Annotated in this window: 17 protein-coding genes; 9 read left to right on the forward strand and 8 right to left on the reverse strand. The window is 32.2% G+C overall.

The annotated features are described in order from the left end of the window. Window positions 1-11: 11 nt before the first annotated feature. Window positions 12-578: a hypothetical protein gene (locus G7061_RS08290; RefSeq protein ID WP_166120454.1), complete on the forward strand. Its 567-nt coding sequence runs from the start codon at window positions 12-14 to the stop codon at window positions 576-578. 9 nt (window positions 579-587) lie between these two features. On the opposite strand, the gene G7061_RS08295 is transcribed toward G7061_RS08290, so the two are convergent. The 8 genes from G7061_RS08295 to G7061_RS08330 all read right to left on the reverse strand — a co-directional run bounded on the left by G7061_RS08295 (window position 588) and on the right by G7061_RS08330 (window position 15,757). Next, window positions 588-1,448, reverse strand: coding sequence for a type II restriction endonuclease (locus tag G7061_RS08295; protein ID WP_166120457.1), 861 nt, complete (start codon window positions 1,446-1,448; stop codon window positions 588-590). After that, on the reverse strand, window positions 1,449-2,252 hold the full coding sequence (locus G7061_RS08300) for a site-specific DNA-methyltransferase (protein WP_166120460.1): 804 nt from the start codon (window positions 2,250-2,252) through the stop codon (window positions 1,449-1,451). Beyond that, window positions 2,252-3,340, reverse strand: a complete 1,089-nt coding sequence (locus tag G7061_RS08305) for a Dam family site-specific DNA-(adenine-N6)-methyltransferase (protein WP_166120463.1) — start codon at window positions 3,338-3,340, stop codon at window positions 2,252-2,254. The genes G7061_RS08300 and G7061_RS08305 overlap by 1 nt, the downstream gene beginning before the upstream one ends. Window positions 3,341-4,256: 916 nt before the next feature. After that, on the reverse strand, window positions 4,257-6,458 hold the full coding sequence (locus tag G7061_RS08310; protein WP_166120465.1) for an AIPR family protein: 2,202 nt from the start codon (window positions 6,456-6,458) through the stop codon (window positions 4,257-4,259). Beyond that, a complete protein-coding gene (locus G7061_RS08315; protein ID WP_166120468.1) occupies window positions 6,455-7,507 on the reverse strand; it encodes a hypothetical protein in 1,053 nt (350 codons plus the stop codon). The genes G7061_RS08310 and G7061_RS08315 overlap by 4 nt, the downstream gene beginning before the upstream one ends. Further along, window positions 7,504-9,204, reverse strand: coding sequence for an AAA family ATPase (locus G7061_RS08320; protein ID WP_166120471.1), 1,701 nt, complete (start codon window positions 9,202-9,204; stop codon window positions 7,504-7,506). The genes G7061_RS08315 and G7061_RS08320 overlap by 4 nt, the downstream gene beginning before the upstream one ends. Window positions 9,205-10,346: 1,142 nt before the next feature. Beyond that, complete coding sequence (locus G7061_RS08325; protein ID WP_166120478.1) at window positions 10,347-10,988, reverse strand: hypothetical protein; 642 nt, start codon at window positions 10,986-10,988, stop codon at window positions 10,347-10,349. Between the two features lie 1,031 nt (window positions 10,989-12,019). Then, the gene (locus tag G7061_RS08330) at window positions 12,020-15,757 is read right to left on the reverse strand and encodes a hypothetical protein (RefSeq protein ID WP_166120482.1); all 3,738 of its coding nucleotides are present in this window, start codon (window positions 15,755-15,757) and stop codon (window positions 12,020-12,022) included. 386 nt (window positions 15,758-16,143) lie between these two features. On the opposite strand from G7061_RS08330, the gene G7061_RS08335 reads away from it, so the two are divergent. The 8 genes from G7061_RS08335 (at window position 16,144) to G7061_RS08370 (ending at window position 25,125) form a co-directional block, all read left to right on the forward strand. Continuing rightward, complete coding sequence (locus G7061_RS08335; RefSeq protein WP_166120485.1) at window positions 16,144-19,524, forward strand: SpaA isopeptide-forming pilin-related protein; 3,381 nt, start codon at window positions 16,144-16,146, stop codon at window positions 19,522-19,524. 111 nt (window positions 19,525-19,635) lie between these two features. Continuing rightward, window positions 19,636-20,004: an LPD28 domain-containing protein gene (locus G7061_RS08340; protein ID WP_166120489.1), complete on the forward strand. Its 369-nt coding sequence runs from the start codon at window positions 19,636-19,638 to the stop codon at window positions 20,002-20,004. Beyond that, window positions 19,985-21,130: a hypothetical protein gene (locus G7061_RS08345; protein WP_166120491.1), complete on the forward strand. Its 1,146-nt coding sequence runs from the start codon at window positions 19,985-19,987 to the stop codon at window positions 21,128-21,130. The genes G7061_RS08340 and G7061_RS08345 overlap by 20 nt, the downstream gene beginning before the upstream one ends. Further along, window positions 21,127-22,047 carry a DNA adenine methylase gene (locus tag G7061_RS08350; RefSeq protein WP_166120494.1) on the forward strand — a complete coding sequence of 307 codons (921 nt, stop codon included), beginning with the start codon at window positions 21,127-21,129 and terminating at the stop codon, window positions 22,045-22,047. Before G7061_RS08345 ends, G7061_RS08350 begins: the two co-directional genes overlap by 4 nt. After that, the gene (locus G7061_RS08355) at window positions 22,037-22,327 is read left to right on the forward strand and encodes an AbrB/MazE/SpoVT family DNA-binding domain-containing protein (protein WP_166120498.1); all 291 of its coding nucleotides are present in this window, start codon (window positions 22,037-22,039) and stop codon (window positions 22,325-22,327) included. The genes G7061_RS08350 and G7061_RS08355 overlap by 11 nt, the downstream gene beginning before the upstream one ends. Next, a complete protein-coding gene (locus G7061_RS08360) occupies window positions 22,320-22,670 on the forward strand; it encodes a DUF3852 domain-containing protein (protein ID WP_166083340.1) in 351 nt (116 codons plus the stop codon). The genes G7061_RS08355 and G7061_RS08360 overlap by 8 nt, the downstream gene beginning before the upstream one ends. After that, window positions 22,670-23,524, forward strand: coding sequence for a conjugal transfer protein TrbL family protein (locus tag G7061_RS08365; protein WP_166120501.1), 855 nt, complete (start codon window positions 22,670-22,672; stop codon window positions 23,522-23,524). The genes G7061_RS08360 and G7061_RS08365 overlap by 1 nt, the downstream gene beginning before the upstream one ends. Before the next feature lie 110 nt (window positions 23,525-23,634). Then, the gene (locus G7061_RS08370) at window positions 23,635-25,125 is read left to right on the forward strand and encodes an ATP-binding protein (RefSeq protein WP_166120504.1); all 1,491 of its coding nucleotides are present in this window, start codon (window positions 23,635-23,637) and stop codon (window positions 25,123-25,125) included. Window positions 25,126-25,128: the final 3 nt, after the last annotated feature.

Here is a 25,128-nt window from a genome sequence, read left to right on the forward strand (position 1 = left end):
TAGGATTTCCTATGCCAATTAGAAAAATAGAATATAACTTAAAATCATCCGATAGAACAACTATTCGAAATGAAATGATTGATTTATTCAAAAAAGAAGTTCCTGGAACTGGAAGAAAAGATTTGAGTAGTAAATATATTTACGAGGTCGAAAGCTACTTGGGATACAACATCTTACTCAAAAGACCAGCACCATTAAATAAAGGATTCGATTTTATTGTGTCTGTAGAGACACCTGACAGTTTAAATATTTTCCCTTCAAAATCGGGAATGCGAATGCTTAAGAATCCCTCCCATAGTAATATATCTACAATTCTTTCTGATTTTTCTGGTCTAAATGAAGATATCTATATAGAAATAATCAGACCTCTTATTAACAGTATATATAAAGGAGAAAATGTATCATTCAGCAATCAAGAACCGATAGGATACTTTCGTGATCGTAATAACGTACAACATCCTATTGAAGTGATCCTCCTAGCAGCAAAGTGGCTTTTCATTGAGCAGGACATTACCTACTGGAATTGGTCTGGAAGAGCAATGTTGTTTTCCCATTTGGTAGATAACGGCTTAATTTGAGATTATTGCTTAGATTAAAGTAGTATTAAGAATGCCAGATTCCAAATCAGCTATATTATAAATATCTTTTAACATATCAAACGTCTGTCTTAAATTATTTCTTGCAGTTAACCAACCTCTTCCGTCCGTAATCCAAACAAATTTCAAACCCTCAATTGTAGCACTCTGAGTCGCAAGCATTTCATAGCTTCGTGCTGTTTCATTAAGTTTAGATCCGCCACTACCGTAAAAATTTGTTTCTATTGCATATATAGAATTATCTGTTTTTATAACAAAATCAAAGCGTTTCTCAGATTTCCCTTGGTTGCTAATATTAGATAAATCCAAGCCAAACATTTTTTCAATATTAGTTTTTGTCAGTTCTTTAAAGTAACTGACATTTTTTATAAAACCAACTCTTTGGATATAACCTTCTACTAAATCTTCCATTGAATGTCCGGTTCGGTTTTTTCTTCCATTAGTATCCATGCCAACTTCTACACCTTTGACATAGTCGGTTAAATCTCTAATTATATGCCTTTGAAGCAAATCAAAAATACCTGTATTCCTCATAAACAAGCAGTATTCATCTACAGTGTAGTTCATTTGCTTAAAATTGAAATTGAAATCACCTTCCACATCAATAATTCTAATTTCTTTTTCTCTCTTAGCAATTAAAATCGGAATTACTTTGATAATCTCCGGATATCTTGATAGTAAATCTTTAAATTCATTTTCAATATCTTCAGAACCAATAAGACTGTTAAGTAAGTTTAGTTCTACTTTAATTTTTTCAACGTTATTATATACTTTTGGAAAATCAACATAGTATTCCCATGTAGCAATCGAGTCTTTAAACCCTGAAATCCATTCATCAAAATCTCTTTCCATTTATTTGTTATCCTCCTTCAAAGATTGAAATCTTTTTACTGTTAATTCAATAAACGCTTCATCTTGCTCAATCCCAATATATTTCCTATTTAACATGGAGCAAGCAATCCCTGTTGTACCACTACCATTAAACGGATCCAAAACTAAGTCTCCCTCGTTTGTTGATGCTAGTAGTATTCTCTCTAACAATGCTAATGGTTTTTGAGTCGGGTGTTTTCCAGATTTCTTTTCTCTTTGAGGAGTGAGTGCAAACTCCCAAACATCCTTCATCTGTTTTCCACCATTTAACTCTTTCATATCTAAATAGTTAAAATCGTGTTTTCCTTTCTTTTTAGGAGTTAACTGCTTTCGTGCCCATAATACTGTCTCTGTTGAGTGAGTGAAAGCACGACATGAAATATTTGGCGGAGGATTTAGCTTTCGCCAAGTAATATTGTTAATAATGCTAAACCCTTCGAGTTCTAATGCTACACCGATTGAATAAATATTATGCATTGTTCCACTTATCCAAATAGTTCCATCGTCTTTAAGTAGCTGCCTACACTTTTTTATCCAACGTCTATTATACTTTAACTTATCTTGAGGGCTTAGGCCCTCATCCCAGGATCCTTTATTCACCGAAACCATTTTGCCAGCATGAACACTTATTCCTCCATTTGATAAAAAATAAGGTGGGTCAGCAAAAATTAAATCAATACTCTTATTAGAAATTTTATTCATTTCTTTAAAAGAATCACCATGAACCAAAACAAAACTGCTATCATTGATTCTTCTTTTTTTCTTGCTTATAGTTACATTTTCCATCATTCTACCGAGAAGTTAGTCACTATTACTTCTTCCACATTACCGCGACCATTGGCTTTTGAATTAATCATTCTTTTTGCTAAAACAACATTGATATTAAAGTCATCATATAGTTCGTTGACATAAGGGGTATTGTGATTCGATAACATAACTTTGACTCCTTTTTTGTCTAGAGATTTGAAAAGATTAGCTAACCTAAGTTGTTCGTCTTTGCCAAATCCGTTTTTTGAGTATGAAGTAAATGTGTCTTTATCATCATAAGTATCGTAGGGTGGATCAAAATATACTAAATCACCTGCTTGAGCACTTTCAACGGCATTTTCAAAATCAGTATTCAAAATTTCAATCGTATTATTGCTGAAATACTCTAGCAAGCCATTAAAGTTATTTTCGTCGTATATTTTAACCTTTTCGCGTTTTGCAGAAGGAACATTAAAATACCCCTTTGAATTAACTCTGTAAAGTCCATTGAAGCATGCTTTGTTCAAATATAAAAACCTTCCAGCAATTTCTTCTTTGGACAATGCATTAAATCCCTCACTTCTATCTAACTCACGAACCTTTAAATAGTAGTCTTCAGAATGATTAGCTTCATGAAACTGAAGAATCGAAATTAATTTATTAAAACTCTCTTTACTTTCAAAACATCGATATGCTGACACTAATTCGGAATTAAAATCATTAATAACAGCATTCTCAGGCTTTAAACTAAACAGTAGTGCACCTCCTCCTGTGAAGGGTTCGAAATATCTATCGAATTCCGAGGGCATCAACTTTTTAATTTCAGGAAGTAGTTGAGTTTTGCCTCCTGCCCATTTAACAATCGGTTTCAAATTTGACTTTGGTCTCTCTGCCTCAATAATTTTAGTCATTATCGCATCAGGAAAGTTTAACAGCTCCTGAATGGGTGTATTCAGACCCATACTTAACTTAAAAACAGATTCTACTGTAGCGTTGATCTGACCGTTTTCTATTCTAGATATTTGCTCTCTTACAATTCCAGATAACTCGGATAATCTTGTTTGAGAAATATTTTTCTCTTCTCTTACATCTTTAATTCTTATTCCTAACTGCTTTAATAATTCCATATTTATCACCTAAAACAATAATAGCACATTGTGCACATTAATGCACAATTTTTAGTTCGTTTTCTAATCGTTTAATAATATGTCAAGTAACACATTTAGAGAGGTTAAAACTAATTAGTATCATGTAAATTTTAGTATGTTATTCTGTCAAGTGATCTGTTGCTTAAACCCCTAATCATTTCTTTAAACTGTAATATTACTGATAAACAGCATAAGAGATGGTTTACCTACATCTTAACAAGAAAAAACGATTGATATTATTGCTGCGCTCTCGTATTTCTTCCCGAGTATTGAATCAATTTCAAGATTGCCAATTTATCTCTACCTTCTATATATTTAGGTCACAAACTAATTGGAAGAATAGTAAGAATCTCCAAATACCATTTAAAGTGGTTCATCATTCCACTCGTTCATCCTATCGTTTGCACTCGCAGAAACACATCTTGAAAAGGTCAATCGTAAGTTTTCCTTTGTTTGTCTCGTTATTCACTCGTTGAACGGATAGATAGGACTTATTTGGATAGTACCTTTTTTTTGTTGTTTAGGAAAACATCGATAGTACAGACACTTGGTTTATAACGAAGGTTGTGGTAATCGATTAAAAAGTTGTCTTATGTCGAATTATTAATTTTATTTTCTAATAATGATTGGTTTTATACCTTGAAAAAGTTGGATATGAAATATTCAGTTTGCAACCAACTTGTCGCTTCGGATATGGTATACTCAATAGAATATTGATTTGGTCTTTTTTTACTTAATTGCAAATAGTTTATATGGGAGTTCCTTTTAATCGAGCAGTTCCCTTTAATTATACAAAAACAGCCGCACCTTGGTGGTGCGGTTGTTTTTGTACTTAAGAATCATATTAAGACCATGTATAATTACTGTTTAATAGCTATTATTTAGTTAACTCACCTTATTGTAACAATAACACACCAATCTTTTCAGTAATCTCCTCTATCGAACCACCTTTTAAGCTCAGTCCGATGAACTTTCTTTCAAAAAGAACTTTACTTATCAAATCATCTTGAATTGATTTTTCTTCAAGTTTTTTGAATCTTTTTACTACATCAGAGATCTCAGTATTGTAAATATAGATAAAATCAATTAACTTGACGTCTATAGTTGAAAAATCTACTTCTTTGTTTATTCGTTCAATAATTAAGTTCATATCATCAGCACTGCTATCTATTTTTCTAGACGTACTGCCTGAAGTCAATTGGACTGTCAACGAAATAATAAATATCTTCCCTTGTTTCTCATCGTAATACAGGTCTAAGTTTCTATTCACATCATTTACAATTCGGTTAAAATCTGTAAGCACATTTTTGTCGTTTTCATCAATTTTCAACTCTTTAGTTTTCATAATATCATCAACGATAAAGCCAACATTTTTCTTAGTAATCACATTAGAATTGAATATGTTTTTGTAGTAACTTGCAATTTGATTATCATCAAAATCCATTTCGGACCATTTCAAAAAGATAATCGCTATCAATTCAGACGACAGTAAATCTTCATGATACAAGTTAGTTTCTCCAATTGACCTATAGGTAAAGGACTTTAGAATTTTATCATGAACAAAATTAAATGCTTCATAAATTTCATCACGAGTAAGGTCCGCTATCTTTGTAATTGCTTTTTCTATAGAGTTATATTTTTGCAACATCTCAAATTGCAAGTAATGTGCAATAAAAATTACATAATAAAATTCACCACGAGAATAGTCTGTTTGACTAATGTGGTCGACTCCTAAAATATCCTCTAAAGAGCTATATAGAAAAAAACAAATAGAGGAATGAAGAATGCTGAGTTTTAATTCTTCTTGTTTTTTATATTCAGGATTTGAAATAAGAACAAATGTTAATGGATCTTTTTTTTCATCGTCACTAATTTCATTTACATAATAATCACTATCAATCCACTGTTCCGAAAAATCGATGAAAGATTTGTTGAAATCTTGTCTTTTATATTTTCCAGGAGAGTTGGAAATTCCTGCCATGTAGAGACGAACAATTGTACTATATCTCAACGACATCATTGTTGTCCTAATGTTCTCTTCATCTGCCTCACGAACAGCGTATATCTCCAACGAATCGTCTAAATATCTATTCATTTCACTAATTACATAAATCATTAACTCACTATTTGATACTTGGTCCTGTGCTCTAATTGGAGATTGATTATTTAAGTAGTTAGTTATTTTTCTCTCTGACAAAGACGTTGAATCAGTACTAGTATCTAATTCAATTATTCGAACAAGGACAGAAGCTTCTTCCAAATAATGAGCATTCTCCTTTAAACCATGGTGTTCGTTCATCAATTCCTTTTGAAAAATAGTATGAATCGTTTGTGCACCATTTAAAACCCTTGGCTTTGAAAGAAGTATTTCGTCGTTAGAGAAAATAAGATGATTAGAAACAGTTAGTGTTACACCATTGTTGTAGAACCAAAAGTTTTTAATATCCTCATCATCGTCCAATGTCCTGGTAATTGCTTTATTTTCATTCTTGAGTCCTGCTCTTACGTTTTTTTCAAAAAGTTTTTGACCATATTCTTTATATAGTGAAAACAACGAAAATAATGAAACATTATAGACGAAACCACCCACGATTCCATTGTCTGTGTAGTTATTGAAAATTTCAATTCGATTATACGAATTCATAACTTTTAGTCGAACATAATTTGATTCGTCGGCTTTCGATTCTGGTAATGGATAGTATACTAGCTTAATTTGTGTTCGTTTTCTTGATGTGCTTTTTGCAAGCAATAAATTGATAGTTTTATATGATTCATAATCTCTTGTAAATATAATAAAATTCACTGTTTGATCATTAACTGATAATGTTTTTGTTTTTTTCTTTATCCATTCCATTACATTACTCGTTATGTCAAAATCTTCATCTATTTCTGTGTTTGTGTCGAATACACAAACAAATATTTTCTCCTCTATCTCATTTTTGAGTGTCAGGTCGTTTGATCTCAAAAAGAACATTTTGAAACCTGGCCCATCATCCTCGGAAACTTCAACATCTACATTTGAATTAAATTTATTAAAGTAAAATGGATACTCTTTCTTAATTGCTTCGAAGTATTCTTTAACATAACTTATTTTCACTGTAAATCTCCTTTCAATTTATCAATAATTAATTTCTTGATATATCCTAAACTCTCATTTTCATAGTCACTATTTCCATAAATAAGTGCTAATAATGTATCTACTGACACCGTTGTTAAGTTTGAAATTTCTCTAATTCTATCTGCTGTTCCAAATATTCTATACCTTTCTAAAAGGTCTAAGAACTCACGAGAATGTCCGCTGTAAATCCTATTTAAATCCAATATGTCTATAATTTGGCTATCTCTTTGATGATTAGTTCCAGTTTTTGCAATAACATCAAAAGAAGTGCTATCAAAACTTGAGTATCGCGATGATGAAAAGGATACATCAACATCAATTCTATCCATGAATGGGTTGAAATGTCCGAAGGCATTATCACTCTTTCTAAAATTACATGTTGGACAAACAGGGGCAAGATTATAAATTGATATACAAAAAATCGCTAAAATATTTTCAGTAACATTCCCTTGAGGATATACATGATCAAGATTAATATCAAAGGCAATTCTTTTAGAAGATGATCCCGAAATATACGCAAAAGTATAGTTTCGATTACAATAAGGGCATACACGAGTTTTGATATTATATAAGATAAAATCATAGACTGTAAATTGTCCTTGTAGAATTGAAAACATTGGATATATATCGGATTTGTTTATACATTCTTGTATTAGAGTTTTCGTTGCTGTTTTATTGAATTTCGTTTTTAGTCCATTATACAATCCTTCGCTATTACTTGAAATATACACACAGATGTTATATATTTCGCAATCAAGCTTAGTATTTTTATTTTTCACATCATAAGTAGATAAAAATCTTTCAATTTTATCCATCGATTCTGGAGTATAAGTAAATACCGATGGTTCTATACTTTCATCTAACTTAAACTTTTCCACCAACTTCTTATGAAGTTCATCATACTTTTCCAGTATCGTTTTATATTCAATTCCTGACTTTAGTTTCCTTTTGTGCTCCGTAAGGAGTATTCGTACATTTGCATCATATGCAGATACTACATCGGCATCATAATATGGTATTTTAATCATTTTGACACACCATTTAGTAGTAACCGTGTAATCTCGTCTCCTATCACCGGAAATAATACATTCCTTAAATTTTGAGTGTACATTTTTGAGTCTTTCACATTTAAGGACTCCCACATGTCTCCGTCAATTTTTCTCATAAATTCTGCAATTCCTTTGTCACCGTTATCTAGCGAATATTCAAAACTACTTACAGCTGATACTAACCCGTACACTTTAATCACATACTCGGCATAATATCCAATTGTATTTTCCAAATAGAAATTTGATTTTAAAAGTGAATGAATGTTAGCTGCAAATGAATACTCATTAGAATTTTCTTCTTGTTTTTTATTGCCCAACCTAAAGACATATGCATGTGGTAAATCAGAGATTATAAAAGGGGAATGCGTTGTAACAAAAACATTAAACATTAAATCTAGTTGCGATCCGATGGTATTTAAGCTATAAATCAATGAGTATATGAATTTTCTAGACCATTCTGGATGAAAGTTATTGTCTGGTTCATCAATTAGTATCGTTACTTTTTTCAATTGATGATTGTATTTTCTTTGTAGATGAATTTGGGAAAATAGCCTCAAGTAAAATTGAATAGCTTTCACTTCTCCGATTGAACCCTTACTTACTTCTTGATTAACATCATACCAAAGCAAATCTCTAATGCTAACATCATCAGTGTCAACTTTCGATAAATAATCACTAAAAGAATATTCACTCAAATAGATTTTGAATTCTAAGCGATCATCAAAGTTCATATCAATTGACATAATACTATCAAAATTATTAACTTTTTTACTACTGTAACTAGGATTTAAATAATACTGCCGTGCTCGTAAGAATTTCTTGATTTTTTGTAAAATATCGTTAAACTTATTTATATTATCATTTTTATTACTCATTTTTTCGCCATGTAACTTAAAAAAATTGTAGTAATCCTCTCTATATATGTCAAGAACTTCATATATGAGGCACATCACCTTAAAATATTGTTCATTGTCAAAAATAGACTCTGAGGTATCCTTCATTGGCATTTGTTCGAAAATAATTCGCCATAAGTCATCAAATATTTTATATTTTCCAGATTGGACGCCAAAATATTGATTGAAATTAGAAGACCCTCTGTCCTCAAATTTATTGCTTCTTTTTGCTCTACTAAACTCATCAATTTCAATAAGATAGGGGAAATATGAGATCAACGAATATATGTTTTTCATTCTTTTCGACTTCATCCAATCATATACTTGTTGCTGTTTTTTTCCTAATATCAATGGATTCAAATACTCTGAAATCTGTAAATTATCACTCTCTATTTCAAATAGTTTTAGTATGTTTGCTAGTAGATTTTTTGTATACTGTGATGGCAATTCATCTGATATACTTGCTTCTGAAAAATTAGACGAATTATTTATGAAATTAACTCGATCCTCTGTCATCGAAAGTGTGTACCCTGTATTATCGATATTCTTAACATATATGCTTTTAGAGATAGCTTTAAGAGCAGTCGTTTTTCCTGTACCATTCTTTCCTGTTATAACATTAATTGATTCGATATGAGGACCAAAGTACAATCTTCTAAACTCTTGCGAAGATATTCCACTGTAGTCCGAAGAAGAGTTGGGTATGTTAAAAATTTTTTCATTTCTTTCCAGAATCTCTTCAACTTTATCTCGTTCTATAAAACTACTATCATTTTCTCTCATCAACAGATCTCCTATTAATCGTTATTTATAATAAAATGTACTCGTAATGTATCTAATCGTCAACGCGCTAATACATGAAATATTTACAAATTGGAATGTATTGTTCAATCATTCTATCTAAAAATAAGTATGGCAGCCCTTAATGATTTATCGGAAGTCCACATAAAAAATAATATGAAACACTGCAACACTTCAATTTACTAGCGAGTAAGTATTCTCTATATAATCGATTGAATACACAATATTCATAAAGTTAAACTCTTGACCGGATCGATTTTTGTTCTATTTAGACAAACTGAGTCTATAACATAATCATGAGTAAATCCATCTACGTACTCTGGTGGCGTAGCATCCATCTCAAATACGCACTGTTATATTTTGCTTATAACTGTCCTTACACGTCGAAATCGTGGTGAATTGTAAAATTTGAAATTGAAGTTCTAATTACAATATTGGAACACTTTTTGGATCAGCTGTTATTACCTATGCGGATAAATCAATTTCGAAGATTGTTCTGAAATCTTGCTGGCCAGCTTCTACTCTCAGTTTACATTTTACTTTTAATACTAGAGACAATCTAAAATTACCATCATACAGTGCATTGAAGTATATTTCATACAAAATGATACCATTCCCACATTTTACTTTTTTTACAGCCTCTCGTTTCCAGTCAAATACTTAGAACGAAAATATGTAAAAATAATCTACACATTTTTTTACTTTGAGTGATTAAACTCTTAATCTATTTTTCATAACGCTATTTACGAATAAAGTAATAGGAATTAACAACTATCCCGAGGTGTAAACTTTTGTAATTGAACATCACGCTATTAATCCAATAAGAATGGTCCGTTGCGAAAAGGAAATAGTAAAGTGCCTGGGATACTGAACAAACGACAACCAAATTCACTAAGTTGCTTCATCTTCCTCTTCATTCTATCTATTGGTTTTAGGCTTAGATAAACTCCACATAACTACGTTTTATTAATGGGCTCTTGTAATTCTTGTAATGGCTGATAAGTGCTCTACCTTCGCAAATTTGAAAGATGAATAAAAAATTGTCGATTTTATTCAAAAATACATTTGATGTTTTTAGTAATGAAAATCAATCGAAAATGCATCTGAAGTGACTATGTAGTTATTTAACCTACTATTGTAGCGATATTTGCCAGTAGGGCGACGATTTCTACGCCATGTTTTACAAGCGGAGAAACCATTTCGACAAAGTTTAAATCTTTATCAATCCTAATATCATGAATTGAAAAGCTTTTTTCTATCTCTTCTATTATCGCATCCTGCATATCTTCGTGCATTAAATAAACGATTTCTAAAAGATATTCTACCCTAATTTTAAGGATGTTCTTGTTTAATCGAAAATCAACGTACCCCCCAATATTTTCAATGTAGTTTCTAATTTCAATAAATAGATTGGGATCTGGTATATTAACGATGGCCATGTAAGAATTATCATCATACCTAACGTTATGCATAAGATTCGTGAAATCACTAATCCAATCGTAATCAGTTGGATATACTAGTTCTTTACGCTCTTTAAGATTTCTTACTCGACTTTGCGTAATGCCCAAAACCTTACTAATTTCGTAATCAGAAAACTTAAAAAAATTTTTTCCATCTGGTTCTATTGAACTTTCAACTAATTTTTCATAATAGAATTTAAAAAGTAAAAGTTCGAAATTAGCTTTTGTCATGGAACCAAAATTCCGTTCGAAGTAATTCCTTGATATCTCATCAAACATCATTACCTTTTCTTTATCTGTAAACATTTTTCCCTCCGTACAATATTTACTTTACTTACATCATTTTAACATAGTTCTAGAATTATGACTATGGACAGATCTTTAACAACAATGAACCGAGAAAAACGAGATGCAGACAGTAAAATATACATTCTTGATTACAAACTAGTGACTAAAAAGCAAAGCTACCTTATTAAAAAACTTACTGTGAAGTTTCCTAAAATGACTGATCCAGGGCTTAATCTTTACCCTCATGAATTCCAAACCATCGGTTCTTGCTCCGAGCTTATTACTCGCATCGAGGTATCATTACTTGAAGAACTCTTCAATATTCATGAATACGTACAATACATCGCACAGAGGCATCAAGTTGTTAAAGATGAAACTCATAGTCTTTTTAGTAATCATGATGACCCGCCCTACTTATACATGTTAAGAATGAGGTTCAAATCCATCTTTTAAACATTCGGATGTCAATTATCTTTAAAAAAATAAATATGCATCGCATCTTAGCTACGTTGATTTGAATAATTTTAAGTCACCAGTTCACTCAAAGGAATATGAGTTCGCTAAACATCTCAATACAGATCCTGACAGATCTGAATGGTATAGAGCGTTTTACTGTGAATCCCATCATTCTCAAATTCAGCTAAACTGGAGATTCTCATAGTATAGCAACAATTTGAATTACTTTCTCTAAATTGGAAATTCTCATTTTCCTTAGATCTCGATTCACTAAATTACTTTTTGACATCCTTTTGACATCGCTAAACCGTATTTTTCAATATTTTCAAAAAAGACACACAAAAAGTCCGCTTAAATAGCGGACTTTCGAATTTTACATAAATTTCCTACTCCCACTCTACGACTTAAAACGTGTCACCAATCTCAATCTACCATTTTGAAGGATATTTCGACGCTTTTTTTCTCATATATCTCCCTTGTCTCTTGGTTCTCAAAGTTTTTGACATCATTTTGACATCAACTCAACTTTAAGATTCATTTCGTATTAATGAAATAGTGGCTGTATACCTTGTATAATATATCATTATTAACACCTATAAGTGCTCAAGATATTCTTCATATAAAACCTTTTTCAGATATTTATTCTTACTATCAATAATACCTTCTAAGTAAACTCTATGTTCAATATAATCGATACCATCTAACGAATCTCTAATAAATTTTATGAAATCAATTTCTTCCTCGATAATTGGTACTTCGCTACCTGACCAGCTTTTTGACATAGGTAATAAATAGATTTGATTAAAATGATTGAAATCTTTATTAAGCGATAAATACTTTAGTATAAATAGTTTTCTTCTATCTGAATTTAGAGAACTTAACAGATTAAACAATAACCGCATCAAATTAATTTGATTGTTGTTAGTATCTATATATGATAGTATCCAACTATTACAGCTATCACTATCAATCAAAAATGAATTATACTTTCCAAAAGATAAAAATATTTTTTCCTTTTTATCAGCTGCACTAATTCTTTCGAAAATACAATCTGCAAGTTTGATATAATTTTGCATGCTCCAAATTACACTAAGTTTTCCAAACATATCAGATATATTATTTTTTAGTGCTAAATCAACATATTCACCTAAAAATTCATCATCTTTTTCTAGAATAAATGATAGAATCCTATTTTTATAATCAAAATTACCATCATGAATGATAGCAAAAAGAAAAATTCTTTGAAATTTCTTATTATCGTGACCACTATTAATTTCTACAAAAAATCTATCAAGTTCATCGCCCTCCACTTGTAGCGGTCTTAAAAATTCCTTAATAAAGTTTGGATTTTTCTTGCTTAAACTATCTAACTTGTCTACATATTCTTGTATGATTTTTGTGTTATCATGACAAATTTCAAAGAGTTCATTGATGGAAACAATGTACTTTATTTCTTTGGGTTCGTAGTCTAATGTTTCAATTAATTTTTCTTGTTTTTTGTGACTTTGACTATATAGAATCAATTTGGTTTTTAGCATTTGACTATTGGGTATCGATGGGTTATCAAAAAATTCTAATGCTTTTTCAAAACCTAACTGATTTTCTATAGAACTCACAATGTAACTACTATTATACCCATCATTTACTATATAAAGAATTTGTTTATAGAAATCTAGTGATAAAATAATATTCTTCAGTTTAAGTTCTTCAAGTAAATATCTAACTCCCCCACTAAATTCCCAATTGATTTCTGCATTATTCTTACTTTGCATAAAAGCAATCATTTTTGTAAATACACTATTGTCATTTTGATTAATCAATTCTCTTATTTTTTCTCTTTTGAAAATCTCAAAATCATCGTAGCCAATATCCTTAGAGGTGAAATAGCCATCATGGTATGACATTGATAGTATTAAATATATTATAAATAACTGATTCTTCTCAAATTTTCTTAATTTATCAGTATCTTCATTTACTCTATTTGCTTCGGTAAAATAATGATAGTAAATAACACACTCGTCAAATTCCAAACCAAGAATAACATTATCAATAATAGTATTAAATTCTTTAAAATCAGAAATGATTATATCTTTATTTGTTCCACTCTCATTTAGAATTGGTTTATACTTCAAGAGTGTTTTGAATACCTGAGACTTTAAACTCATATTAGAATATAGATTTCCTAATATGACAATACAATTTTTTCTAAGGCTTAATAAATTGTTTGTAGAAAGTAGCCCAAACTCTGAGAAAATAATACCTTTATTACCATCTGATTCAACGTGACTAAATTTGAACTGCAAATATATCTCACAAAGCCAAATCAGAATAGTCCCTACATTTAAATCCTCATTTACTTCAAACAAATTCCATAAAAAATCTATGAGCTCAATTTCATTAATATAATCATTTTTATGTGAGTTTTGATCGATTGTCCAGCTATTTTTAATAAATAAAAATATATCTTGAGCAGTTTCTCTTTTTGAATCATAATCTTCCCTTTGATAAGCATGAACAACTAGATTATCCTCATTGATATAGTCTAAATGTTGTAGCAAAAGTTCTGCAGATTCTTTCAGATATCCTGAATGCTTATAAATCCCAAGCATGTTAATTAAATCTGATTTAATGTCATTATTGTTTACATTTGAAAAATTATAGTCAACAAGATTTATTTTTTCTTTAGAAAGTTTAGAAATTGAATTTTTGATATATTGAAGTCCTTCGAGAGGTATTAAGCCTTGAAATGATTTCATAAACTCCGCCTGTAACTCGCTATCTTTATATTTACTATTCCAAATATCTTTAGTTACATTACACATATAATTTATATTTTCCTGAGTCGGAAACAATTGTGCAACTGTGTTAAACATATAAATTAGTCTTTCCTTATGTTTCGGAAACGAAATACTAATTATTTCTTCAATTGGAACTTCTTTTGATTCATAAATCGAGTAATACATTAAATAGTTACCCAAAGATTCATTTGAAAAATTAACTGCTAAGTCTTGATAAATATCTACAATTTCTTGTTTATGCAACTTATAACAGCCTTCTTTAAAATCATTTTCGCTGATTCCGCATAGTGATGCTAGTTCATAACCTATGTGATTCTCTTTTATTTGAATCACTTTATATAATGCAATAATTGTTGCAACTTTCAAATCAATATCGTTCATTTTATTAACAAAATCTAGATAATACATTTTATAAATATCAATTGCATTATCTATCTTATTGTATTCTTTTCTTTTATACGCTTCTCCAGCCATAATAGCGATCCTGATATTTCCTGCCGCAATATTCAATATCTTATTAACTAAATCAATAGAGTTGATTTGAAATCGCGAGGATAGAATCCTTTTAATATCGTCTTTCTCTAACTCACTCAATTTATAAACATATGGAATCGCAAATTTTCCTATTTCATTTTCTACGATTACCGAGGCATAATCCCTAACCGTAAGCACTATTTTTGTTTTTGATTTTCTTGCAGAATCAGTTGTCAATCGAATAATATGGGGAAGGTGCATCAAAGCATTTGCATCATCTATTAAAATAATGGTATCATTTGTATCTTTAAAATGGACAGAGATATCCTCATATATTGATAGGCCATTGCTAAGAATGCATTTCAATATATAATTATTTTTCTCAGCAAACATCTCTACAATTCTTAGAGCGAAATTTGTTTTTCCAATTCCAGATTGTCCTTTAATCAATACAACATCATTAGTATTAAGTTGACTTAAAATAAAGTCCAAATCTTTATCTCTACCAATTAATTCTCTACTTAATTCTGTAGATATTGGTGATTCATAATGCCGTCTGATGAATTCAGAAACGGGGAGTATTTGATCGGTATCTAATGCAATTCCAAGCATAGTTTTAGCAATATATTGATATTTTAAACATAAATCTGTGGCTAATTCCCCAATTCCTATCAATTTAACAACTGTGAACAATGATATTAATTCTTTGTGTTCACCTGGCGATAAATTGGTAGACGTGAAACAACAAATTATTTCTTTAATATACTCAATTGAAATCCCTGTTTGTTTAACATCTAAACATTTTAAAATATCTTCTTTCATTTTCTTAAATGATTGTGCTTGTACAGTCCCATACATTATTAATGAGTACTCACCATCACTATGCGCTACAAAAGAATCTGGAATTCCCTTTACGGGTTTATTGGTTCCTAACTGCATTCCTCTTGGTTGTATATTATCATAAGAATATCTCTCAAATAGATACATATCTAGCAGTTTTTGATAGGAGCCTCCATCTAGTTCTAAAATAGCTTTTTGAATCTCATTTATTTTTGACATTATACCCTCCAATTATATCTATGTTTCTTTTAGATCAATGTAATACAGTTAGGATAATTATAAACTATCTATTCAATTATTAATATCTGTTGAATAAAGAATTAATAAATTGCGCAAGCATCGTAAGTACTAATTAATGGCTGAGATTAATGATTAACTCAAAATTTTATATTTAATATTTTCACAAGAGTCAATATGTTTTACAACAATTGAACTGCGTTCTTTTTTGCCTACATGAAGTCTAGTTCTAAATAACTACTATATAAAGAAACTCTTCGAGTATTTTTTATTTCAAGAAAGGAAATATGGTGATCACTAATCAAATTCGTGGAAGTCCAAATTGCAGGACTTCTTTTTATATCCACTAAGTCACGAAAGGAAACATTATGAAAAAACTAAATAGAAAACTTACAACATTTATAATGACACTGTTGTTATCTATCACAACTTTAATACAAGCTACACCAGTATTAGCTAATAGCATTCATATAACCACGCAACCATCGGGGATCATATCCACTGGATACTATGAAGCAGTCAACAGCCGTGGTTGGGCTGTGCAACGAAAGTCAGGTCATAACTCAAACATCATCTACGTGAATGGAGTTATTGCCTTCTGTATCGAACCTGAAATACAACGAGGTGATGGTGACGGGTATACCGTTTCTGATTTCACCCATGATGAGCGCGAAATCTTTTCCCGCATCATCTATCATGGTTACGACAACACAACCAAAACTGGCAAGGACTATGTGGTAACCCAAAATGTCTTGTGGGAGTACATCGCCTCCATCCGAAACGATCTTGATATTAATGGATCATGGGGATTTGAAGGTTTTGATTACCAATCTGAAAAACAAACGGTTTGGAACAAGGTAAACAGTCATAATGATCGCGCCAGTTTCCATAACACTACCGTTAAACTTAAAACAGGCGAATCAATCACATTAACAGACACCAATGGAGCAATATCACAATCAAGTGTTTCAGGTAACGGCGGACTTGATGTTTCCATTTCAGGAAACAAAATGTCACTTACCGCAAATCCTTCATCACCAGAGAAAACAAAAATTGAATTTAAGAAGTATGGAAATATCCCAAACAACGCTTCATCTTCTCCTCTTCTTTACTCGCATCCAAACATGCAAGATGTGATTGTTGGCGGTAATCCTGATCCAATTCCATTTTATGTAAATGTTGAAGTGGAACATAAAGGAACATTACAAATCGGTAAAGTGAACGCCGAAACAAAGGCTCCAGTCCCAAACACAACATTTGAATTATCACTTCATGAAGACATGGGGAATGCTACTCGCTATACAACCGGTACAAACGGATTCACCGATAACATTGAACTTGATGCTGGTACTTACTATTACAGAGAAGTAGCTGTGCCTGAACCACTCATTGTAGATAGAACCTTTCGAAAGGTCGAAATTAAAGCAGGACAACGAACAGAAGTAAGTGTAAGCAATGAAGTGGCTAAAGGAAGAATTGTTCTTGAGAAGAAAGACAGCGAAACTGGTGACCTACTTCAAAATGCTGAATATACGGTTTATAGTGACAAAGCATTAACAAAGATTGTTGCAATATTAACGACAGATGTAAATGGTCTTGCTGAATCTCGAACCCTTCCTCTTGGACCTTATTATATTAAAGAAACCAAAGCTACAGTAGGTTACTTGGTTAATGAAAATGTCTACACTGTCAACCTTAACTATCAAGATCAAAATACCAAGATAGTTATTGAGAATCTTGGTGTTCAGGATCAAGTCATAAAAGGTAAGATTCAGATTGTGAAAGTTGAACAGGATCAACAAACACCAATTCAAGGAGCAGTGTTCACAGTTAAAGACATCAATGGTAATCTCATAGAGGAAATTACGACCGATGAAAATGGTTTTGCTTTCACCAATGACTTACGTTATGGTCAATATTTTATCCAAGAAAAATCAACACCGTTTGAATTTTGGATTGATAAAACAATCTATCCTATTTCAATTCTAGAAAATGGAGTAACTCTTGTTAAATACATTCCCAACAAATCTATCGAAATAAAACTTCAAATCTTTAAAACAGATATAGAAACAGGTACTCCATTATCGGGTGCAATTTTTGAAATTCATGATACAAATAACAATGTCGTTTCATTTGATTACCTAGATGATACCAATCAAGTAGTTACACAAACACAACTTGTGACAGATTCAAATGGTATGGCATTAACACGTGGATTCCTCAAAGTAGGAACGTATAGACTTGTTGAATTACAAGCACCTAAAGGTTATCTGAAATCAGCTCCTATTGAGTTTACAGTTGACCAAAGCACAGAGTATGTCGATTTACCAGTGATTGGATATACCACAACTCAAACGATTGGTAACCAACCTACTCAAATTGAAGTCATCAAACTTTCTGAAAATACAGGACAACCTGTTTCTGGCGCAACCTTACAACTTATCCACAAAGTGTCAGGAAAACTCATTCAAGAATGGATTTCAGGTGATGAACCAATACTCTTTAAAGGTCTTGAAATTGGAGAAAGCTACATTATAAAGGAAGTTTCTGCGCCATCTGGCTACCTACTAGCTGAACCTTTAGAATTTACAGTTCAAGAAACCAATGAACTTCAAAGTGTCGTTGTATTAAATGAGCTAGAACCTGAAATTAAAACACAAGCCTTTTATGAATCAGGAAATAAAGAATCCCAAGTCTCAGAATCAATGACAGTCATTGATAGGGTCACATATAAGAATTTGATTGTTGGCAAAGAATACACACTGAAAGGAACACTACTAACAACAGATACTCAAGATATTGTTGCAGAAAGTGACATATCCTTTATACCTGAATGTCCAGATGGTTCCATCGACATTACTTTTACCTTCGATGGTTCAACCCTTCTTGGTAAAGAATTGGTCGTCTTTGAAGATTTGTATCATGGAACACGTCAAGTTGCTACACACACTGATATTACTAACCAAGATCAAACCGTTAATATTCCTTCAATTGATACACAAGTTAGTCTTAAGAAACTAGACCCTTCGAATCCTAATCATCTATCATTGATAGATGTAGTGTACTATAAGCAATTAACTATTGGTCAAACATATCGCGTCAAAGGTTGGGTAATGGATAAACAGACAGGACTCCCTCTTTTAGTAGATAACAAAGAAATATCTTCTGAATTAGACTTTACACCCAAGTCAAAATCAGGAACGCTTGAAATGAAATTTGAACTTGATTTATCAACACTTTCCAAGAGTGATTACGTAGTCTTTGAAGAAATCTATCTTGGTGATGAACTCATTGCAGAACACAAAGATATCAATGATAAGAATCAAACCTTTTCATTAGTTGAAGTGATTGTTCATAAAGTAGATAGTAAGAACAATCAATCATTAAGTGGTGCAGAGTTCACCTTGTTTGATGAAGTTAATCAACCGATTAGCCAAAGAACAACAGACGAGCAAGGATTGGCTCGTTTTTTAATACCTACAGGCACTTATATTTTAAAAGAAACGCAATCACCCAAAGGTTATCGTCTTGATAATACTGAGCGTACACTTAAACTTATTGGAAATGAACTAGACCATGAAATTAAACTTGTCATTAAAAACGAGAAAATTCCTAAGCTTCCCAATACTGGCGTATCGACCTTAAATCCGATACTACTTTATGGATTACTGGGAATCGGTTCTTCTCTACTCATTGTATCCACCATTATGAAGAAAAAGGAATCAAATCATGAAACATTGGAAGATTAAAGTTAAAACCCTCTTCACAGTTCTTGGATTATGCATTTTCGTTCTAGTTCTTATATGGTTGAAAATCAATGGTATCTTCAATCCACCAAACTTTTTAAATGGAGGTTCACTATGAAAGATCACAACTTAAAACTGGCAATCTGCAAAGGTCAACTGGTCGCTTTCACTTATGGAAGAATTAAGCACGATCAATTAAATGCAGGTCTATATAAGTACGATATTCAATCAAGCGATGACGGTTTTGAACCTTCTGCCATTAAACCAACCATTCATGTCAATCATTGGGGAACACTAGTATCTAGAGTTCCTCTTCCTTTGGATGAGTCGGGTTGGCTAATGTTGGAGCATGATGATGATTTTATCGAACTTCAACATATGATCATTACTCAAAAACAGTATGCAGAATTATCTGAAGATATTATTCAGACTTTCTTAAAGCCCACTCAGGAGGAACAACACTATGACAAACATCAGGTTTAGAATGAACAATGGTGACATCGGATCGTATGACTTCCCACTTACACTAACACAGCTCAAAGAATTCTTTCCGAATCGAACCATTGAACTGCTTGAAGAAAAATTCATACCCTGGCTTAATACTCGGAATCATCAAACACTCAATGCATATGAGTTAAACGCATTTGTAAGGTTATATGAGAGTTTAACTGACTTTGAACAAAAAAAGATAAACGCAATCGTATCTTTAAACCCCTCACTCACTTTGAATGAACTAACACAGCATATTCAGTACCTTCATTACTTTGGTCTCATCAATAACTTTGACGATTATACCGTTTCAGATAACCTTGCTCGAGAACTCTTTGTACAACATTATCCTAATGGAGTCCCGGATGGAATTATTGGAACGGATAATGAACCTGAATGGTTTGATGACGGTGACTGGGCTAAACAGCATCTTGAACATCATCAAACCGATTATGGGTGGCTCTTTGTTCTTAATGACAAACTCCCTTCAATTCCCGAAAATGAAAAGCTATACCACTCACGATGGCTAGAAGAACCATCAGTTCAAGTTACTGTCACCAATCCAACAAATCAATCATTCATCAGATTGCCACTTTGTCTTGATGACACTGAACTTGAAGAATCATGTTTACGACTGGATGTGGAATCCATCGATGATTTAACACTGTCTATTGAAAATATGAATCTTGATGGGGAACTTTTCAACCATATCAAACCCATCCTTCTAGAGTCTAATATTCAATTGAGCAATAGCTTTATCTCAAACATTAATAAGCTTCACTATAAAGAGATTCAATGTCTCAATACAGTTTTAGATTACATCCATGTTGATGACCAGAGTCAATTACAAGTGATACTGGCGTCACTTCATGATTTTAAACTCGTGGAAACTGAGATTAATACCCAAGCAGAGTATGCCTCTATAAAACTCAAGGAGTTAGCAAGAAATAATTGGGTTGAGTGCCAAAAATGGATTGATGATTTTATAGACTATGATGCGGTAGGTAAAACTATGATAGATAACAATACGATTGTTCAAACAGAAAACGGATTTCTTGAGGTTCCTGAGGAGTATAGCCACTTCTTTGAAAACTCTCTAACAAAGGAAGAAAAGTTATGAAATCATACTTACCTTGGATTGGCGGTAAAGGCGCGTTGCTTCATGAAATCATCCCACGACTTCCATCCATTATCAACAAGTATGTCGAACCTTTCGGTGGTGGCGCTTCAGTACTCTTTGGAAAACCAATTTCACGACAAGAAGTCTACAACGACTATCAAAAGGATCTCGTTAATCTATTTCAAGTTGTTCGAGATCGTCCGCTTGCTTTTATTGATACGATGGGATATCTTCCTCTTAACTCTCGTGATGAATACAAAATCATTCTTGAAATTCTTAGTGGACAACTTGAAGATACCTTATTTGTAAAAGATGAGTTGAAGATTGCAAAGAAAGTCTTTGATCCTCCACGTTATGAAGAAATCAAAAATCTATTAACCACTAAAGCAGAACAGCATGATGTGAAACGTGCTGTTCTTTTCTATAAAGCCATTATCTGGAGTTACGGTTCACGAGGTAAATCTTATGGTAGTCGAGTTTTAACCTTACAGAACTTAAAACGAACCATCATGAGAGCCAGTCATCGTTTAAGGCGCGTTGTCATTGAGAACCGAGATTTTGAAGATTTGATTCAAGCTCATGATTCGGATAGTACCTTCTTCTATTGTGATCCCCCTTATTTTGAAACTGAAAAGATTTATGATGCGGACTTTTCAAAAGAAGATCATAAACAACTGCGTGATTGTTTAAAACAATGCAAAGGATTGTTTTTATTATCCTACAACGACTGTGAATATATTCGAGATTTATATCGAGACTTTATGATTGTTCCTGTCAGCAGATTAAACAACTTACGACAACGTTATGAAGCTGGTAGTACCTTTCCTGAACTACTAATTGCAAATTATGACATTTCCTTAAATCAAAACCAACATCCATATCAACAAACACTCTGGGAGGAACCTTATGAAAACTGATATTTCTGTCTTTAAAGTCTTAGATGATAAAGGACGTGTTGTAATTCCAAAAGAACACCGTGACATTGCATCATTACAACCTGGTGATGTGATTAAGATTATTGCCGATACCAAAGGCATTACTTTAAGAAAAGTTGGAATTGTTGATCATGATGCACAATCATCCCAAGACATTGAGAGTGTCATTCAAAATGCTTTAAACTCTTTACCACAATCAAAGCAGCTTAAGGTTGCGAAAATAATCTTACAAACACTAGAAAGGAACCAAACCAATGATTAAAAAGTTAACACATCCTAAAGTGATGAAGTGGATTCTATCCCTACTCTTCATCACTTTTTTGTTCTTCATATTTGCACACCCTACCTATGCACAAGGGAATGTATCAGGAGTTATTGAAGAAACATGGAATAATGCAGAAAGTCAGATTCGACAGGTCGTTAATAATGTCATCTTTCCTGCACTCAGTATTATTCTTGCCATCTTCTTCTTTGTGAAACTGGGAAGCTCATATTTTGATTACAAACGAAATAATGATCGTTTTGAGTGGACTGCCCCAGCAATTCTCTTCGTCTGTCTTGTCTTTACCCTTACTGCTCCAACCTATATCTGGCGGTTACTGTAATGTTTATTTGGGATTTTATCGCCGAGAAGATCTTTGGTCAGATCACCGATTGGATCCATGCACAAATTGTTTCATTTCTCGGCGAGTTCTTCGGCATGATTAACAATATGGGGGCAGAACTCTTTGACTTTGTTTGGGTTCAAGCAATTGTTATATTCTTTAACTACCTTGCTTGGGCAATGTTTGCAGTTGGACTGATTCTCGCCGTCTTTGAAACTGCCATTGCCTATCAGAATGGTCAAGGTAATGTTAGCAATACCCTCCTGAATATTCTTAAAGGCTTTATTGCGACATCACTGATAACCACCTTACCCATTGAACTCTTTAAGTTTGCAATCTCAATGCAAACATCCTTATCCGTTAGCATTGCAGGATTATCCAATAGTACAGGGACCATTGGTGAACTAGCAACCTCATCAATTGGATTTGTCGGTACCCTGTCTGTATCGGCCATCTTTTCAATATTCCTACTCATCGCTTTAGGGTATGCTGTCATTAAAGTGTTCTTTAGTAATTTAAAACGCGGTGGTATACTCCTTACTCAAATAGCTGTAGGAAGTTTATACATGCTATCAGTGCCTCGTGGATTTACCGATGGATTCATTGGATGGTGTAAGCAGATTGTAGCATTATGTCTAACTACATTCCTACAGTCGGTTTTCTTGGTTGCAGGATTAATGGTTTTTAAGGATAACTTACTCCTTGGAGTAGGTCTGATGATGTCAGCAAATGAAATACCACGCATCGCGGATCAATTCGGACTTGATACGTCAACACGTGGTAATATGATGGGAACGATTTATGCAACCCAAAGTGCTTTAAATATTGTTAAAACGATTTCTATAAAGAAATAACTACAAATCTCCTTTTCTAGTTCCGTAAAATTAATGATTTATTTAATCTCGAGTTAATTACTACAAAATGATAAAATATTATTAATAGTATTCTGATGGGGGATAAACAAATGAATTCACTAAATTTATTCGATTTAAGTAAATCTGGAGTTAATATAGCCATTTTCGAGAGATACGAACAATTATTATCTAATAGGCGTGAAATTAAAAAAGCAAAGATACATGAAGTTAATAGTTTTCATTCTTTGGTTAATATACTTTTAGATAATAAATTGAGCCACGATGATTTTGATGGATTCTATTTTTCTTACGAAATTCCTCAGATAGGAAAAGAGTTCGATTTATTAAAAATCAACGAGAACAACATCGTTAATATAGAACTTAAAAGTGAATTTACTACTATTGAAAAGCTGAGCAATCAACTTCAGCGTAATAAGTATTATCTGAGTCATTTAAGGAAAGAATTATATCAATTTACATATATATCAAGCAGTCAAACGTTTTATTCCTTAGATGATAATAATCGTCTCATAGAAACAACCGTTTCCGAGCTGGTCAAATATTTACTGCTAATGAAAGATTATTTCAATGGAGATCTAGACGAACTATTTAGAGCATCGAATTATCTAGTATCTCCACTAAATACTCCGTTGAAATTCTTACGAAATGACTATTTTTTAACTCCCCACCAAGAAGAGATTACCAACTCTATCATCCTACATCTCACTGACAATTCTTCTTCAACTATTTATTTCGGTATTACTGGTGGTCCGGGGACAGGCAAAACCTTAACACTTTATAATTTAGCTATGGAATTGTCAATCACTTGCAAAATTTGTATTATTCACTGCGGAATGTTATGCGATGGTCACCATGTTATAAATAGAAAAAGCAGTAACATTAGAATAATTTCTGCAAAGGAATTTGAGGATACTAATTTTGAGCAATTTGATTTTGTTTTCGTTGATGAAGCACATAGATTTTATAAACGCCAACTTGAGAAGCTTATTTCTGATGCAACAAAGAGCATATTTAAATGCGTTTTTTCTTATGACAGAAATCAAACCCTTTCCAGAACAGAAAACAATAATGATGTCACCGGAGTAGTTAGAAATCTCCAATATTTTGAAGAATACAAACTAACAGATAAGATTAGAACTAATCGGCAACTTGCTTCATTTATTAGAAGAATGTTTAATCTGAATCATAACGATATTTTACCAGATTATTCGTCTATAAAAATTGTTTTCGCTCAAACTGATGAAATCGCTCAAACCTATATTAGAGCATTTAAAACAAAAAAGTATGTTTTTATTAACTATACAAAGTCAAATTATAAATCAGGAAGTACTGATCAATTCGGATACGATTTCAATACCCATCAGGTAATAGGTCAAGAATTTGACAAAGTTGTTATGATAATAGATAAAGCCTTTTATTACAACTCAGATGGAAGGCTAGTAGGGATTAAACATCCAAATCCTGATTATTTATATTATAAATTATTGTTTCAGGGCTTAACTAGAGTTAGAGAAAATCTTGCAATTATAGTTGTTAATAACTATACCGTGTTCGAAAAAATGCTTAGTATAATCACATAGAGG

The sequence above is a fragment of the Erysipelothrix sp. HDW6B genome (genome assembly GCF_011301115.1).
Taxonomy (GTDB): Bacteria; Bacillota_I; Bacilli_A; order Erysipelotrichales; family Erysipelotrichaceae; genus Erysipelothrix; species Erysipelothrix anatis.